The sequence below is a fragment of the Streptomyces sp. NPDC021093 genome, from assembly GCF_044333135.1.
Classification (GTDB): Bacteria; Actinomycetota; Actinomycetes; order Streptomycetales; family Streptomycetaceae; genus Streptomyces.
In genome coordinates, this window is record NZ_JBIRQJ010000005.1 from 41673 (window position 1) to 57596 (window position 15924).

The 15924-nt window shown below is 72.7% G+C and carries 11 protein-coding genes; 4 read left to right on the forward strand and 7 right to left on the reverse strand.

Going from position 1 to position 15924, the window contains the following annotated elements:
* Positions 1–566 precede the first annotated feature (566 nt).
* Positions 567–4346 (forward strand): BTAD domain-containing putative transcriptional regulator, encoded by a 3780-nt coding sequence (locus ACH4SP_RS16295; protein WP_398415258.1) that lies wholly within the window; start codon positions 567–569, stop codon positions 4344–4346.
* 3 nt (positions 4347–4349) lie between these two features.
* Here the strand turns inward: ACH4SP_RS16295 and ACH4SP_RS16300 are convergent, their stop codons facing one another.
* The 3 genes from ACH4SP_RS16300 to panB all read right to left on the reverse strand — a co-directional run bounded on the left by ACH4SP_RS16300 (position 4350) and on the right by panB (position 7394).
* Positions 4350–5204 (reverse strand): ABC transporter permease, encoded by an 855-nt coding sequence (locus ACH4SP_RS16300; protein ID WP_398415260.1) that lies wholly within the window; start codon positions 5202–5204, stop codon positions 4350–4352.
* Entirely contained in the window at positions 5201–6262 is a 1062-nt protein-coding gene (locus ACH4SP_RS16305) for an ATP-binding cassette domain-containing protein (protein WP_398415262.1), read from the reverse strand. Before ACH4SP_RS16305 ends, ACH4SP_RS16300 begins: the two co-directional genes overlap by 4 nt.
* Positions 6263–6458: 196 nt before the next feature.
* The gene (gene panB, locus ACH4SP_RS16310; RefSeq protein WP_398415264.1) at positions 6459–7394 is read right to left on the reverse strand and encodes a 3-methyl-2-oxobutanoate hydroxymethyltransferase; all 936 of its coding nucleotides are present in this window, start codon (positions 7392–7394) and stop codon (positions 6459–6461) included.
* Positions 7395–7708: 314 nt separating this feature from the next.
* On the opposite strand from panB, the gene ACH4SP_RS16315 reads away from it, so the two are divergent.
* The gene (locus ACH4SP_RS16315; protein ID WP_398415266.1) at positions 7709–8791 is read left to right on the forward strand and encodes an endonuclease/exonuclease/phosphatase family protein; all 1083 of its coding nucleotides are present in this window, start codon (positions 7709–7711) and stop codon (positions 8789–8791) included.
* A gap of 108 nt (positions 8792–8899) precedes the next feature.
* Here ACH4SP_RS16315 and ACH4SP_RS16320 read toward each other — a convergent pair whose 3' ends face one another.
* From ACH4SP_RS16320 to ACH4SP_RS16335, 4 genes are all read right to left on the reverse strand, one after another.
* The gene (locus tag ACH4SP_RS16320; protein WP_398415269.1) at positions 8900–10657 is read right to left on the reverse strand and encodes an NAD+ synthase; all 1758 of its coding nucleotides are present in this window, start codon (positions 10655–10657) and stop codon (positions 8900–8902) included.
* A gap of 91 nt (positions 10658–10748) precedes the next feature.
* Entirely contained in the window at positions 10749–11756 is a 1008-nt protein-coding gene (locus ACH4SP_RS16325) for a DUF4190 domain-containing protein (protein WP_398415270.1), read from the reverse strand.
* A 163-nt stretch (positions 11757–11919) separates the two neighbouring features.
* Positions 11920–13560 carry a multicopper oxidase family protein gene (locus tag ACH4SP_RS16330; protein ID WP_398415272.1) on the reverse strand — a complete coding sequence of 547 codons (1641 nt, stop codon included), beginning with the start codon at positions 13558–13560 and terminating at the stop codon, positions 11920–11922.
* 99 nt (positions 13561–13659) lie between these two features.
* Positions 13660–14184 (reverse strand): hypothetical protein, encoded by a 525-nt coding sequence (locus ACH4SP_RS16335; protein ID WP_398415274.1) that lies wholly within the window; start codon positions 14182–14184, stop codon positions 13660–13662.
* A 72-nt stretch (positions 14185–14256) separates the two neighbouring features.
* Here ACH4SP_RS16335 and ACH4SP_RS16340 point away from each other — a divergent pair, with 72 nt between their 5' ends.
* Positions 14257–14961, forward strand: a complete 705-nt coding sequence (locus tag ACH4SP_RS16340; RefSeq protein ID WP_398415276.1) for a DUF998 domain-containing protein — start codon at positions 14257–14259, stop codon at positions 14959–14961.
* Positions 14958–15893 (forward strand): alpha/beta fold hydrolase, encoded by a 936-nt coding sequence (locus tag ACH4SP_RS16345; protein WP_398415277.1) that lies wholly within the window; start codon positions 14958–14960, stop codon positions 15891–15893. The genes ACH4SP_RS16340 and ACH4SP_RS16345 overlap by 4 nt, the downstream gene beginning before the upstream one ends.
* Positions 15894–15924: the final 31 nt, after the last annotated feature.

Consider the following 15924-nt stretch of genomic DNA (forward strand, 5'->3'; position numbering starts at 1 on the left):
CGGCGCTGAGTCCTGGCAGCTCCGTACCGCGCTCCGGTGGCATCGGTGCTGTGTCCCAGTGGCAACTCGCCGTACGCTTCGGCGGTTTCGGTGCCACGTCTCGGTGACGACTCGTACTGCGTCGGGCAGCCTTGGCGCTGTGCCCCGGTGGTAACCCGCAGCGCGTCCTGGCGGTTTCGGTGCTGTGTCCTGGTGGCGACTCGTGCTGCGGCCGGGCGGTCTCGGCGCTGTGTCCCGGTGGTGGCCCGCGCCGTGTCCCGGTGGTAGCCCGCAGCGCGTCCTGGCGGTAGCCCGCGCCGCGTCCTGGCGGTTTCGGTGTCGTGTCCTGGTGGCGACCTGCGCTGCGGCTGGGCGGTTTCGGTGCTGTGTCCTGGTGGCGACCCGTACTGCGGCTGAGCGGTCTCGGTGTCGTGTCCCGGTGGTAGCCCGCGTCGCGTTCCGGCGGATCTGGTTCCGCGTCTCCACGGTCCCCGCGTCGCGTTCCGGCGGATCCCGTTCCGTGTCCCCGTGGTTCCCGCGTCGCGCCCCAGCGACAGCTCGTGGTGGGGCCCGGCGACAATGGGGCCGTGCGCTATCAGATCCTCGGTTCCGCCCGAGCCCTCCGCGAAGACGGTACTGCCGTCCCCCTCGGCGGTGCCCGCCTGCGCGCGGTGCTCACCGTGCTGGCCCTGCGGCCGGGGCGGGCGGTCTCCGTGCCGGTGCTCGTCGACGAGGTCTGGGGGGACGTCGATACGCAGCCCGCCGACGCTCCCGCCGCCGCCCAGGCCCTGATCGCGCGCCTGCGCCGCAGCCTCGGGCGGGACGCCGTCGTGTCCGTGCACGGTGGCTACGCGCTCGACGCCGAGCCCGACGACGTCGACCTGTACCGCTTCGAGCGGCTCACCGGCGAAGGCGTCCAGGCGCTCGCCGGGGGCGACCCGGCCAAGGCCGTCGCCCTCCTCGACGACGCCCTCGCGCTCTGGCAGAGCGGTGGCCCGGCCCTCGCCGACCTCCCGGCCCTGAGCGCCGACGCGACCCGCTGGGACGCCCGCCTGCTCGACGCCCGCCGGGCCCGCCTCTCGGCGTTCCTCGCGCTGGGCAGGGCCCAGGAAGCCCTCCCCGAACTCACTTCCCTCTGCGCCGACCACCCCCTGGACGAACCCCTCCAGGCCCTGCGGCTGCGTGCCCTGCACGAAACGGGCCGTACGGCCGAGGCGCTGGACGCGTACGAAACCGTACGCAGGGACCTCGCCGACCGACTCGGCATCGACCCGTCCGCTGAACTCCGTACCCTGCACGGGCAGTTCCTGGCCGACCCGCCGGGCCCGCACGTGCCATCCCCGGCTCCGGCGCCGTCCCCCGCCCCGGCCCCGCAGCCCGCCGTCGGCAACCTCCGGGCCCGCCTCACCTCCTTCGTCGGCCGTGAGGCCGACATCGAGGCGATCCGGGGCGACCTCGCCAAGGCCCGGCTCGTGACCCTCCTCGGGCCCGGCGGCGCGGGCAAGACCCGCCTCTCGCAGGAGGCGGCCGAGACCCCGGGCGCGGACCCGCACGCCGATCCCTGGCCCGACGGCGTGTGGATGGCCGAACTCGCCCCCGTCGACGACCCGGAGGCCGTTCCCGACGCCGTGTTCACCGCGCTCGGTGCCCGCCAGACGGTCCTGCGCGGCGCCGGCGCCGAAGGCATCCGGGTGGCCGAACGGCACACCGGCGACCCGCTCGTACGCCTCACCGAGTACTGCGCCCACCGCCGGATGCTGCTCCTGCTCGACAACTGCGAGCACCTGGTGGACGCCGCCGCCCGCCTCGCCGAGCACCTCCTCGCCCACTGCCCCGGGCTGACGGTCCTCTCGACGAGCCGTGAACCCCTGGGCGTACCGGGGGAGTTGGTGCGTCCGGTCGACCCGCTGCCGGAGCCCGTCGCGCTCCGGCTGTTCGCCGAGCGCGGCGGCGCCGCCCGGCCCGGGTTCCGGGTCGAGGACGACCCGGAGGCCACCGCCGAGATCTGCCGCCGACTCGACGGCCTGCCGCTCGCCATCGAACTCGCCGCGGCCCGGCTGCGGATGCTCACCCCCCGGCAGATCGCCGACCGGCTCGACGACCGGTTCCGGCTGCTCACCGGCGGCGCCAGGACCGTACTGCCGAGGCAGCAGACGCTGCGGGCGGTCGTCGACTGGTCGTGGGAGCTGCTCGACGTGGCGGAGCGGGGCGTGCTGTCCGCGCTGTCGGTCTTCGCGGGCGGCTGCGACCTCGCCGCGGCCGAGGCCGTCTGCGGGCCCGAGGTCCTCGACCTGCTCGGCTCGCTCGTCGACAAGTCGCTCGTCGTGGCGGCGCCCGCCGACTTCGGCGGGGGCGCCATGCGCTACCGGCTGCTTGAGACCGTCGCCGAGTACGCCGCCGAACGGCTGGAGGAGACCGGGCGGCGGCCCGAGGTCGAGCACCGCCACCTCGTCCACTACCGCGAACTCGCCCGCACCACCGACCCGTTGCTCCGGGGCGGCGGTCAGTCGCACGCGCTCGCCCTGATCCAGGGCGAGTACGAGAACCTCCGCACCGCCCTGCGGCACGCCGCCGCGACCGACGAGCACGAGGTGCTGTGCCTGGTGCACTCCCTCACCTGGTACTGGCAGATGCGCGACCTGCGCGCCGACGCCCGGCACTGGGCCGCCGCCGCCATGGAGCTGAGCCCCGACCCGTTCGCGGCGGGCACCCCGGCCGTCACGGCCGCGCCGCTGTACGAGCGGTGCACGGACACCCCGCCGCCGATGTCGCCCGACCTCCTCCAGGAGGCCAGGCGCGGCGTCCGGCTGATCCACATGGCCAACATGGACCACGAGCTCGACGCCTGGACCACGCCGGACGCCCGCGCCTGGCTGCGCCGCGTCGTCGACACGTACCGGCCAGGACTTCCGCAGACCTGCCGCCTGCCCGGCTCGCTGTGGTTCTACGCGGTCATTCTGACCAGCGGGAGCACGTCCTTCCTCAACGAGATGATCAACGCCACGGTCCGGGCGTGCCGCGAGCTGGAGTCCGAGTGGGACCTGGCCTTCGCCCTCCAGCTGCGCGCCAACCTCCGGGCCAATCTGACCACTTCGGCGGGCGACGCCCAGCGGGACGCCGATGAGAGCCTGGAGATCTTCGCCCGGCTCGGTGACGCCTGGGGCAGCGCGGAGGCGCTCTCCGCCCGCGGCGAGGCGCAGGAGCGGTGCGGCGAGTTCGCCGCGGCGGCCGCCGACTACCGCGCCGCCACGGAGTACGCCGAGAGGTCAGGGGCCCACTCCCAGACCGCGGTGCTGCGCTCCCGGCTGGCCGGGGTGCTCATGGAGACGGGAGAGGGGGACGTCGGGGAGGCGATCCTGCGGGACATCGTCGCCGACAGCCACATCGCCGGGTACGAGGGGCTGCCGGCGGCCCGTCTGATCCTGGCGATGTGGCTGGGGCGCACCGGACGCCCGGGCGAGGCGCGGGAACAACTGGGCAAGCTGCGCGTCGAGTTCTCGGGCGGCAACCTGGGGATCTTCGACGGGATCGCGCTCGGGCTGCTGGCCTGGCTCTGCAACCAGGAGGGCCGGTACGAGGAGGCGCTCGACCTCACCGTGCAGGCACTGGAGGAGTCCGCGGACATGATGACGCTGATGATCGCCCCGCAGATGATCCCCATGCACCTGATGGGCGGAGCAGTCTCCCTCGCCGGCCTCGCCACCCGCGCGCCGACGGTGAACGGGGCGCCGACCGGGGACGGTGCGTCAGCGCTGGACGGTGCGTCGGCGCTGGACGGTGCGTCGGCTCGGGACGGTGCGTCGGCTCGGGACGGCTCACGAGCAGTGCACGGCTCGCCCGCCGAGGACGGTGCGTCCGCTGTGGAGGGCGTGCCCGCCGTGGACGGCTCCCTTGCGGGGGACGGCATGCCTGCGGAGGACGGTGTGCCCGCCGAGGACGGTGCGTCCGCTGTGGAGGGCGTGCCCGCCGTGGACGGCTCCCTCGCGGGGGACGGCATGCCCGCCGAGGACGGTGTGCCCGCCGTGGGTGGTGCGCCTGCGGTGGACGGCTCGTCCGCCGTGGACCGCTCGCCCGCTGTCGGCCGCTCCCTCGCCCCAGCGCACTCGCCCGCCGAGAACCGCTCCCTCGCCGAGGACGCCGCCCGGCTGCTCGGGGTGTACACCGCGCTGCTGCCCGAGGGGCACTACGCGGCCCCGCAGGAGGTCGCTTCCCGCGAACTCGCCGAGCGGACCGCCCGTTCCGTACTCAGTGACGCCGCCTACGCGAAGGCGCACGCCGAGGGTGTCCGCCTCTCCAGGGAGCAGGCGGACGCCCTCGTACGCACACGACGCGATCAGTACCGGACGGCGGAGGCTGCCGAGGGCTGAACCTCAGGCCTTGTTGCGGAACTTGCGGATCGCCACCGGCGCGGTCACCAGCGTGATCACCACCGACCAGGCCAGCACCATCCACACGTCGTGGGCGATCGGCAGCCCGGTCCTGAAGAGCCCGCGGGCCGCGTCCGCGAGGTTGGACATCGGGTTGTAGTCGGTGAAGGTCTGGAGCCAGCCGGGCATGGTGTCCGGCTTCGCCATGATGGACGAGCCGAACTGGAGCGGCATCAGCACCAGCATCGCGACGCCCTGCACGGCCTGCGCCGTCTTCACGGTGAGCCCGATCAGGATGAAGATCCACATCAGTGAGGCGCCGAAGAGCAGCGACAGACCGATCGCGCCCAGCACCGCCAGCGGGGAGGTCGTGATCTCCATGCCCATGATCCAGCCGACGACCAGCAGGATCGCGAAGGCGACCATCATCCGGCCGATCTCGACGACGATCTTCGCGATGAGGACCGAGGAACGGGCGATCGGCATGGTCCGGAACCGGTCCATGACGCCCTTGCGGAAGTCCTCGTTGACACCGGAACCGACCGCCATCGACACGTTCATGCCCATCATCGCCATCAGGCCGGGCACCAGGTAACTGACGTAGTCGCTCTGCTTGCCCACGCCCGCCACCGCGCCGCCGAAGACGAACGTGAAGAGCAGGGTGAAGATGATCGGCATCAGCAGGACGTCGAACATCGACTCCGGGTCCTGCTTGATCTGCAGCGCGTTGCGCCGGGCGAGGGCGCCGATGTGCCGCAGGTTGGCGCGCAGGCCGATCCGGCCCTCGGACTCGGGGAGAGCCGGCCGTGGCGACCGCTGTCCCTCGGGGGCCGGTTTGGTCAGAGTGGCCGTGCTCATGCCGCTACCTCTTCCTTCACGTCGCCGAACTCGGCGTCGAGCGCGCCGCCGAGGTCTTCGCTCTCGCTGCTCTTCTGTCCTGTGATCGCCAGGAACACCTCGTCCAGGCTGGGCAGATGCGTGCCGATGTCGGCGATCGCGAAGCCCTGCGCACCCAACAGGCCCACCACGGAGGTCAGTTGCTCGTCGCTGAGGATCGGCACGTACAGCAGGCCCTCGTCGGGGAGCGCCTGGGCGCCCGCCACGCCGTCCAGGCCCGCCGCGCGGATCGCACCCGCCATCGCGTGCAGCTGCGCCGGGTCGGAGGGGCGGATCTGCAGGGTCCGGCCGCCCACCTTGGCCTTCAGCTCGTCGACCTTGCCCTTCGCGACGACCTTCCCCCGGTCGATCACCGTCAGCTCGCTCGCCAGCTGCTCGGCCTCCTCCATGTACTGCGTGGTGAGCAGCACGGTGACGCCCTCGCCGACCATCCGCTGCACCTCCGCCCACACCTCGTTCCTGGTGCGGGGGTCGAGGCCGGTGGTCGGCTCGTCCAGGTACAGCACGGCGGGCTGCCCGATCATGGAGGCCGCCAGGTCGAGGCGGCGGCGCATGCCGCCGGAGTACTGCCCGGCGGGCTTCTTCGCCGCCTCGGTCAGCGAGAACCGCTCCAGGAGCTCGTCCGACCGCTTGCGGGCGTCCTTGCGGGACAGGTCGAGCAGCCGCCCGATCATGTAGAGGTTCTCCCAGCCGGAGAGCTTCTCGTCGACCGAGGCGTACTGCCCGGTCAGGCCTATCGTGCGGCGCAGCTGGCGGGGCTGGCGCACCACGTCGTACCCCGCCACCGTGGCGGTGCCCGCGTCCGGCCTGATCAGGGTGGACAGGCAGCGCACCAGCGTGGTCTTGCCCGCGCCGTTGGGCCCCAGGACCCCGAGGACGGTGCCCTCGCGGACGTCCAGGTCCACGCCGTCCAGTGCCTTCGTCTCGCCGTAGTGCTTGACCAGCCCGCGGACCTCGATGGCGGGTGTGCCGGGGCCGCCGGAATCCGGTTTCTTGTCGTATCGCGTCATGTCCGCCATTGGAGCAGTCGGCACTGACAACGGGCCGACAGACCACCGACAGCCCACCGACAGACCGACGGCCGGCGCCGCCCAGAAACGCGCCGCCCAGAAACACGCTGCCCAGAAACACGCTGCCCGGGGACACACTGCCCGGGAACGCACCGACGGCCCGCCGGAGGGGGGAAGGCGGGCCGTCGTCCGTGCGGGCAGTGGTCTAGTGGAAGGTGTGCTCCTCGCGCGGGAACGTTCCGCCCGAGACCTCGTCCGCGAAGGCCTTCGCCGCGTCCCCGAGGGTCTGCCGCAGGTTCGCGTACTGCTTGGTGAAGCGGGGCACCTTTCCGCCGGTCAGGCCGACCATGTCGGTGTAGACGAGGACCTGCGCGTCCGTGTCGGGGCCCGCGCCGATGCCGATCGTCGGGATGGACAGGCTGCGCGTGACCTCCGCCGCCAGCTCCGCCGGGACCAGTTCGAGCACCAGCGCGAACGCGCCCGCACTCTCCGCGGCCTTCGCGTCCCGCAGCAGCTGGTGGGCCGCTTCGTCTCCGCGTCCCTGCACGCGGTAGCCGAGCGTGTTCACCGACTGCGGGGTCAGGCCCAGGTGCGACATCACGGGGATGCCGGAGGCCACCAGGAGCTCGGTCTGCGGCAGCGACCGCTCGCCGCCCTCCAGCTTGACCGCGCCGACACCCGAGTCCTTGATCAGGCGGGTGGCGTTGCGCAGGGCCTGGACGGGACCCTCCTGGTACGAGCCGAACGGGAGGTCCGCGACGACCATCGCGCGCGTGGTGCCCCGTACGACGGCGGCCGACAGGAAGGCCATCTCGTCCATCGTGACCGGCACGGTCGTCTCGTAGCCGAGGTGGCAGTTGCCCATCGAGTCGCCGACGAGCAGCACCGGCACCCCGGCCTCGTCGAACACGGACGCCGTCATCGCGTCGTACGCGGTGAGCATGGGCCACTTCTCGCCGCGCTCCTTGGCGGCGGCGATCTGGTGGACGGTGATCCGACGCGTGCCGGTGCCTCCGTAGAGGGCCTTGGGATCGGCGGAACGCGGGAGGTGCCGGCCCTGCGGGGTCGGATTCTGCGCCTGGTTCTGCGCCTGGTTCCGCGCAGCGTTCTCTACAGCGTTTTGGGCAGCCTGAAGCGTCATGGCTGGTACAGCTCCTTCGTCATCTCGAAGCGCCCTTACGGCGTCTCCGGACCGCATCCATGGTGGCATTTCCGGTCGCCGTCCGGAAGTGGGCTGCGGCGACACCTTTCCCACCTGCGGCTTTGTGCGCATTTCGTCACAGAGGAGGTATCCGGCGGCCGGACCGGAACCCCCGGCGGGTGCCCGGTCGTCCTCCCCGCAGTACGGCCGTCCCGGATGGCGGCGGAGATGCGCCCCGGTCATCGCCTAGGGTCGGGGGCGGGTCGGGGGCGTACGGGCAAGAGCAGAGCAGCAAGGCAAGTGAGGACAGCTCAATGGCGCAGGCGTACAGGCCGGACACCGGAAACGACGGCCCGGAGGCCGAGCCCTCCAGGACCGGTTCCGGGGCCACTGCCGGGGCCGCCGGTGTCACCGGTGGGGCAGGCACCGGCTCCCGCTGGCGCGGGGCGGCCGGCGGCAGCTGGCGCGGCGACCGCCGCATCTGGCGCCGGGGCATCTTCCTCGCGGTCCTCGCCGTGCTGGTCGCCCTCGTGATGATCTTCCATGCGCAGATCCCCAACACCATCGGCAACCTCGGCAGCCTCACCGAGACGTTCCTGCCCTGGTTCGGCCTCGCGGTCCCGCTGCTGTTGGTGCTGGCCCTGCTGCGGCGCTCGGCGCTCGCCCTGGTCGCGCTGGTCCTCCCGGCCGCCGTGTGGCTCAACCTCTTCGGCGGGCTCTACACCGACAAGTCGACACCCGGCGGAGACCTCACCGTCGCCACCCACAACGTCAACGCCGAGAACAGCGACCCCGAGGGCACCGTCCGCGTCCTCGCCGCCTCCGGCGCGGACGTCGTCGCCCTGGAGGAGATCGCGGGCGACAACCTCGCCGGGTACGAGAAGGCCATGCGCGGCACGTACAAGTACCACTCGGTGCAGGGCACCGTCGGGCTGTGGAGCAAGTACCCGATGACCGACGCCCGCAAGGTCGACATCAAGCTCGGCTGGGCGCGCGCGCTGCGCGCCACGGTGGCCACGCCCAAGGGCGACGTCGCGGTGTACGTGGCCCACCTGCCGTCCGTACGGGTCAAGCTCAACGCGGGCTTCACCGCGGGTCAGCGCGATGACAGCGCCGACGCCCTGGGCGAGGCCATCGCCCGCGAGCCGGTGCCCCGGGTGGTCCTGCTCGGCGACCTCAACGGCACCATGAACGACCGCGCCCTCAACGGCGTGACCGCGCAGATGCGCTCCACGCAGGGCGCGGCGGGCGACGGCTTCGGCTTCAGCTGGCCGGCCGCGTTCCCGATGGCGCGCATCGACCAGATCATGGTCAAGGGAGTGGAACCGGTGTCCTCGTGGACGCTGCCCGCGACGGCGAGCGACCACCTGCCGATCGCGGCGAAGGTGAGGTTCTAGCGGTTCTCGTCCGTACGGGGGGGGAGGACCGGGGGAGGACCCGGAGAGCACCCGGGGAGGGCCCGCCGCATCCGATGCGGCGGGCCCTCCCCCGTACCGGATGCGGCATCAACCTGCCGACTCGCGCCACCTGTTGGTGATCGGCAGCCTGCGGTCCTTGCCGAAGCCCTTGGGGGAGATCTTGGTGCCCGGCGGGTACTGGCGGCGCTTGTACTCCGCCGTGTCCACCATCCGCAGCGTCTTCGCGACCAGCGCGCGGTCGAAGCCCTCGGCCACGATCGCCTCCAGGCCCTGGTCCCGGTCGACGTACAGCTCCAGGATCCCGTCGAGGACGGCGTAGTCGGGCAGCGAGTCGGTGTCGACCTGGCCGGGGCGCAGTTCGGCGCTCGGCGGTTTGGTGATCGAGTTCTCCGGGATCGGCGGGGTCTGGCCGCGCTCCTCGGCGGCCTTGTTGCGCCAGCGGGCGAGCTCGAAGATCCACGTCTTGTAGACGTCCTTGATCGGGCCGTACGCGCCCACGGAGTCGCCGTAGAGCGTCGAATAGCCCACCGCCAGCTCGGACTTGTTGCCCGGGGCGAGGACGATGTGGCCCTCCTGGTTGGAGAGCGCCATCAGGGTGGTGCCGCGCAGCCGGGACTGGAGGTTCTCCTCGGCGAGACCGGTCAGGCCAAGAGCCGCCATGTACGCGTCGAACATCGGGCCGATCTCGACCGTCCGGTAGTTCAGCCCGGTGCGGCGGGCGAGTTCGGCGGCGTCGTCCCTGGAGTGGTCCGAGCTGTACTTGGACGGCATGGACACGCCGTACACGTTCTGCGCGCCGACCGCGTCGCAGGCGAGGGCGGCGACGAGGGCGGAGTCGATGCCGCCGGACAGCCCGATCAGGACCGAGCGGAAACCGTTCTTCGCGGCGTACGCGCGCAGCCCGACGACCAGCGCTGTGTAGATCTCCTCGGTGTCCTCAAGGCGCTGCGAGTGGCCGCCGGTCAGCTCGGCGTCGTACGCGGGCAGCGGGTCGGCGCCCAGCACCACGCGGTCGATGTGCAGGCCGTCGTCGACGATTCCGGTGACCGGGTCGTCGCTCGCGGCGGGCAGCTCCAGATCGAGCAGCATGCTGCCCTCGCTGAACTGCGGGGCGCGCGCGATCACTTCGCCGTCCTTGTCGCAGACGATCGAGTCGCCGTCGTAGACGAGTTCGTCCTGGCCGCCGGTCGTCGCGACGTACGCGGTCGTGCAGCCGGCCTCCCGGGCGCGCGCCCGCACCAGGTCGAGGCGGGTGTCGTCCTTGTGCACCTCGTACGGGGACGCGTTGATGGACAGCAGCAGCCCGGCGTTCGCGGTACGGGCGGCGGGGACGCGGCCGCCGTCCTGCCAGAGGTCCTCGCAGATGGCGAGCGCGACGTCCACGCCGTGCACCCGGATCACGGGCAGCGAATCGCCCGGCACGAAGTACCGGAACTCGTCGAAGACGCCGTAGTTGGGCAGGTGGTGCTTGGCGAAGGAGAGCACCACCCGGCCGCCGTGCAGCACGGCTGCGGCGTCCTGCGGGGCGCCCGCGGGCTGGCCGTAGCGGGGCTGTGCCTTCGCCGACCGGTCGAGGTAGCCGACGACGACCGGGACGTCCCCGAAGCCCTCCTCGTCGAGCCGCACGGCGAGCGCGTGCACCGCGTCGCGGGAGGCGTCGACGAAGGAGGACCGCAGGGCCAGGTCCTCGACGGGGTAGCCGGTCAGCGCCATCTCCGGGAACGCGATCAGATGCGCACCCTGCTCGGCGGCGTGCCGGGTCCAGTGGAGAATCGCCTCGGCGTTCCCGGCGAGATCGCCGACCGTCGAGTCGATCTGATTCAGAGCGAGACGTAGTTGAGGCACGCCCGCCAGTCTAATCGTCTACCTGACGCGATGTCCTGGCGGACGGCTCGGGCCGCGCGGTGGGACTGCTTGGTGGGACTGCTTGGTGGGGCTACTTGGTGGGGCCGGACCAGGTCAGGTCCTCGAAGAGGGCGACGTCCGGGTTGAAGATGACTTCCAGCGAGCCGTCCGCCCCGGCCGGCATGGCGTGGGCGGTCTTGCCCACCTTCTGCTTGCCCGGTCCGACCTTGCCGCTGATGATCTCCTGCCGGCTGCTGCCGTCGATCACGAGTTCCGCGTCGTTGCCCTCCGCGTCGGTCACCTGGGGGAGGCTCGTCTTGAAGTCGACGGGCGCGGAGCTGCCGTTGACCACCGTCACGACGACCTGGAGCGCCTTCTTGCCCTTGGTCTCCACCGAGACGGTGTAGTCGTCGAAGGCGTACGGGACCGGCTTCGAGACGGTGACCTTGAGCCCGCTCGGGTAGGTGTACGTCTCGCCGAACTTCAGGTGCCTGGCCTTCTCCGCCGCCGCCTCCTCGGCCGCCTTCCGCGACCGGGCGTCGTCGGCCTCGCGGCTCTCCGACGCCTCCACCTGGAGTATGCGGTCGTACTCGTCGACACCGGTCTTGAACACAGCAATGGTGAGGACGCCGCCGATGATCGTCAGTACCGTGCCGACCGCGCCCAGGGCCAGGCCGGTCCAGGCCATGCCCTGGTTGCTGGCGACGCCCTTCTTGATCTGCCCGAGGGCGACGAAGCCGAAGACCACGGCCAGCAGGCACGGCAGCCAGCTCAGCCAGAACAGGAACATCGCGAAACTGAGCAGGAGGCCGACGATGCCGAGCACCAGGGCGGCGGTGCCCATGCCGTTGCGCGGGGCGGGCTGCGGGGCGTAGCCGTAGGAGTACGGGGGCGTCGGGCCGTACCCGTAACCCTGTCCGGGCGCGTACGGAGCGGACGGCGGGCCGTCGATCAGGGTCTGCTGCCCGGGCTGCCCCGGCTGTCCGGGCTGCCCCGGCTGCCCCGGCTGCCCGGACTGCTCGGGTGCGGCCGGTGCCTGGGCGTCCTCCTGGGGCGGGGCCCACGGGTTCGGCTCGTTGGGGGAGGGCGGCTGGGTCATGCGGGGGTCCTCGGAGTCCGGTGGGCGAGGGCGAATGCGAGTTCGACCTTGCGGGCTCCGAGGACCCTAACAGCGCCTTCACCCTTTGCTCACATCGTTTTCGCGGGCTGCCGGGCCGCCGGGGCGGGGCGCTCGGCCCCGCCCCGGCGGTGTCCGCGCCCGGTCAGCGCCGGTAGCCGAGGACCGTCATCATCCCGGCCTCCGAGTGGTAGACGTTGTGGCAGTGGATCATCCACAGGCCCGGGTTGTCGGCGTCGAAGTCCACCGTGAGGCGGCCGTTGGGCAGGATGACCGCGGTGTCCTTGCGGGCCCCTCCGGCGGAGTTGGCCAGGGCGAAGGTGTGGCCGTGCAGGTGCAGCGGGTGCCACATCGCCGTCGCGTTGGTGAAGTCGAGCCTGACCCGCTCGCCCGCCTTCACCGGGTGCCGCTGGTCGGGGGAGTACGGCTTCCCGTCGAAGGCCCAGTCGTACTTCGCCATCCCGCCGGTCAGCCGGATCTTCACCGTCCGGTCCGGCTCGCGGGCCGGCAGCGCGACGGACTCGGCCGCCTCCAGCCTGTCCGCCGTCAGGAGCTTCCCGGTCAGTTCCTTCGGGCGTACGGAGGCGGCGGGCGCGGCGCCGCCGCCGGTGCGCAGCAGCGCCAGGGCCGCCGCCTTCTTGCCCTCGGCGACCGCGGTGAGCGGGAAGACCCCGTCCCCCGCGGTGACCAGGACGTCGTACCGCTCGCCCATCCCGAGCAGCAGCGCGTCCGTCGTCGCGTGCCGGACCGGGAAGCCGTCGGTGTGGGTGACCGTCATCCGGTGGCCGCCGAGCGCGACGCGGAAGGCGGTGTCGCCGCCCGCGTTGATGATCCGGAGGCGGATCCGGTCGCCCGGCCTGGCGCTGAACGCCGAAGGTGCCTGCGGCGTACGGCCGTTGATCAGGTAGTGCGGGTAGGCGACGTCGCCCGCGTCGGCGCCCAGGAGGTCGCTGTTGGCGCCCATCATCATCCGGGACGGGCTCTTCGGGGCGGACGTCGACCTGTCGGGGGAGGGCATCGAGTGGCCCTCGTGGCCGCCGCCCCCGCTGCTGCCGCCACTGCCGTGGTCCATGCCGCCCATGCCCTTGCTGAGCTCGGCGAGCACCGCGTCCGGAGTGGAACCGTCCACTCCGTCCACCCAGTCGTCCAGGACGACGACCCACTCCTTGTCGTACTTCAGCGGTTCCTTGGGGTCCTCGACGATCAGCGGCGCGTACAGTCCCCGGTCCTGCTGCACGCCCGAGTGCGGGTGGAACCAGTACGTCCCCGGGTGCGGCACCTTGAAGCGGTAGGCGAACTCGGCCCCCGGCTTGATCTCCTGCTGCGTCAGGCCGGGCACGCCGTCCATGTCGTTGCGCAGGGCGAGGCCGTGCCAGTGCAGGGAGGTGGCGGCCGGGAGGTGGTTGGCGAGGGTCAGGGCGAGGGTGTCGCCCGCGGTGACCCGCACCTCCTTGCCGGGCAGGGCGTCGCCGTACGCCCACGACTTGACCTTCGTACCGCCCCCGAGGTCGAGGGTGGCGGGCGTGGCGGTGAGCTTCACGGAGCGGACCGGGCCCGAGCCGCGGGCGGCCTCGGCGGCGGCGACCTCCTTGTCGTACGGAGCGACGAAGCCCTTCGGGGCGGCGGGGGAGGACGACGGCGCGGAGCCGCCGTGGTCCATGCCCGCGTGGCCGGCCGAACCGGAGCCGGAACTTGAACCGGAGTCGGAGCAGGCGGCCAGGAGTCCGGTGGAGGCGACGGCGATTCCCGCGCCGAGGAGAGTGCGGCGCGTGTGGTGCGTACGCATGGCTGAGTACCTCGTGTGTCTGTCGGTGTGCTCTGCGGTGGAAGGCGGCGCTGCCGCTCCCCGACCCCGTGGGGGCAGGGGGAAGCGGCGGGCCCGCTTCTAGATCCGCAGGACCGACAATCTGGCGAGGACCGCCTTGCGCGGTGGTGGACGGGGCCGCAGCGCGCGCAGCAGCGCAGCGCCTCCGGGTGGGGCGGCCCATGCGAACGGACGGCTCGTCAGCAGCCGGGCCCCGAGCAGGACGACGCCCCAGGCGGCGAGCACGGCGAGACAGACCGACATCGGGTCCATGCCGTGCAGGGGGCTTTGGGGGGAGGAGAGGGACGGGGCGTCGGAAGCGGCCGTTCCGGCGGCGGTGTGCGGGGAGGCGCCGGGCGCGGTGTGCGTCGTGTGGGGCGCCGTCGTGTGGGGTGCCGTCGTGTCCGGCGTCGCCGTGTTCGGGGCCGCCAGTGTCGCGCCCGTGCTGAGGGACGTGCCGGTGCCCATGCCGGCGGACCCGGGTTCGTACCCGCCGTGTTCCCCGGAGGGATGGCCGAGCGTGTGCATCGTGACGATGCCGAACAGGAGCGCCGCGAACAGCAGCAGCCGCCCGCCCCACGCATCCCGCACGCTCGTCGACACCATGCCCCGCACCCTACCCCCGCCGGGTATCGCTCCCCGGGGAGGGGCGGGGATCGAATTAGCATCTGTCCCACTATGTCCACATTCAATGTGCCGCCCGGCCGTGACCGTTCCGACTCCTCCCGGCCCATCTCCCTCCTCCTCGGGCTCGGCGCCGCCGCGTACACCGCGTGGGTGCTCGAAGTGCTCGTGTGGACGGGCCTCGACCCCATCAACACGTACGTGAGCGAACTGGCCGCCGCCGACCAGCCGTTGGGCGGCGTCTTCCGCGCCACCGACCTGGCGGCGGGCACGCTGCTCTTCCTGGGCGCGCTGTGGGCCCTGATCCGCACGCCGCGCCGTCCCTGGCTGCTGGCCGGGTGGGCGGGGCTCGTCCTGTTCGGCGGGGCGACCGTCGCGGACTCGCGGCTGCCGCTGAGCTGTGCGCCCACCGTCGACCCGGAGTGCGCCGCGCGGGAGACCGCGGGACTCGTCCCCGCCACCCACGCGGCACACGCGTGGAGCAGCAGCCTCGCCATGCTGGGCGCGCTCACCGGCATCGTCGCGCTGACCGTCGCCGCCCACCGCTACCGGCAGTGGACCCCGCTCTCCCGCAGAGGGCCGCTGCTGGTCTGGCTCGAACTGGCCGCCACCACCTGGACACTGGCGTCCGTCGCCGCCTTCGAGGCCGGACGGGGGACCTGGGCGCTGGGCATCGGACAGCGGCTGCAGGTGCTGCTGGTGGCCATCTGGCTGGCGGTGCTCGCGTACTCGGTGCGGCGCGAGAAGCTGTCCCCGTGACAGACGTGACAGACGCAGATGAGTTCTTCCAGGAGATCGGCGGCGTTCCGCACCATGTGCTCGTCGAGGGCAGGGGGCCGGTGTGCGTCCTGAGCGCGGGGCTCGCGATGTGCTGGTTCGACTGGGAACCGGTGGTTCCGCTGCTGGCGCCGTACCGCACCGTGGTGCGTTTCGACCGGCCGGGGCACGGACTTTCGGGCGCGGCGCGGGTGGTGCCGACGGCGGCGGGCGAGGCGCAGCGGATCGTGGCGGTGGTGGACGCGGTGGGAGCGCGCAGGCCCGGGGCGGCGGGGGCAGCAGCGGAGGCCGGGGCCGGGGCGGGTGCCGGTGCCGGTGCCGGTGCCGTCGGGCCTGTGACGGTGGTCGGGCACTCGCTTGCCGGATTCCACGCGGAGGCGTTCGCCCGGCTGTATCCCGAGCGCACCGCGTCCGTGGTCCTCGTGGACTCCAGCACCGAGCCCCACGCGCGCGTGCCCGCGGCGCCCGCCGTCCGGACGGCGGCGGCGCGCGGCATAGGGGCGGCCCTGGTCGCCGCCGGGGTCCCGGCAGCCCTGGGGCCGGCCGCCCGCCGTGCCGTCGTACGGGGCTCACGGGCCCGCGGCGTCCACGACCCGGCGCCCACCCCTCTCGTACGCCGCACCTACCGCACCGCGCGCGTGCTGCAGGGCATGCTCCTGGAGAACACCCACTACCGGGCGGTCGCCGCCGAACTCCTCGCCCTGCGCGCGTCCCGCCCGCTGCCCGCGCACGCGCCGGTCACGGTCGTCGCCGCGTACGACGGCAGGCCGGGCCACTTCGCGCTGCGCTGGCTGGACCGGCAGCGCGACCTCGCCGACACGCTCGCCGCCCGCTTCGAGATCGCGTCGCCCGCCGGGCACCTGGTGATGCTGGACCGGCCGGAGCAGGTGGCACGGGCGGTGCTGCGGGGCTGAACGGGGCGAGTGTCAGAGGCTTGTGCTGCTA

What these genes read in the sequence shown, in the direction of transcription:
- ACH4SP_RS16335 (WP_398415274.1), bottom strand. Translation starts at nt 14,184, where the DNA reads ATGGTGTCGACGAGCGTGCGGGATGCGTGGGGCGGGCGGCTGCTGCTG.
- ACH4SP_RS16300 (WP_398415260.1), bottom strand. Translation starts at nt 5,204, where the DNA reads ATGAGCACGGCCACTCTGACCAAACCGGCCCCCGAGGGACAGCGGTCG.
- ACH4SP_RS16325 (WP_398415270.1), bottom strand. Translation starts at nt 11,756, where the DNA reads ATGACCCAGCCGCCCTCCCCCAACGAGCCGAACCCGTGGGCCCCGCCC.
- ACH4SP_RS16305 (WP_398415262.1), bottom strand. Translation starts at nt 6,262, where the DNA reads ATGGCGGACATGACGCGATACGACAAGAAACCGGATTCCGGCGGCCCC.
- panB (WP_398415264.1), bottom strand. Translation starts at nt 7,394, where the DNA reads ATGACGCTTCAGGCTGCCCAAAACGCTGTAGAGAACGCTGCGCGGAAC.
- ACH4SP_RS16340 (WP_398415276.1), top strand. Translation starts at nt 14,257, where the DNA reads ATGTCCACATTCAATGTGCCGCCCGGCCGTGACCGTTCCGACTCCTCC.
- ACH4SP_RS16330 (WP_398415272.1), bottom strand. Translation starts at nt 13,560, where the DNA reads ATGCGTACGCACCACACGCGCCGCACTCTCCTCGGCGCGGGAATCGCC.
- ACH4SP_RS16315 (WP_398415266.1), top strand. Translation starts at nt 7,709, where the DNA reads ATGGCGCAGGCGTACAGGCCGGACACCGGAAACGACGGCCCGGAGGCC.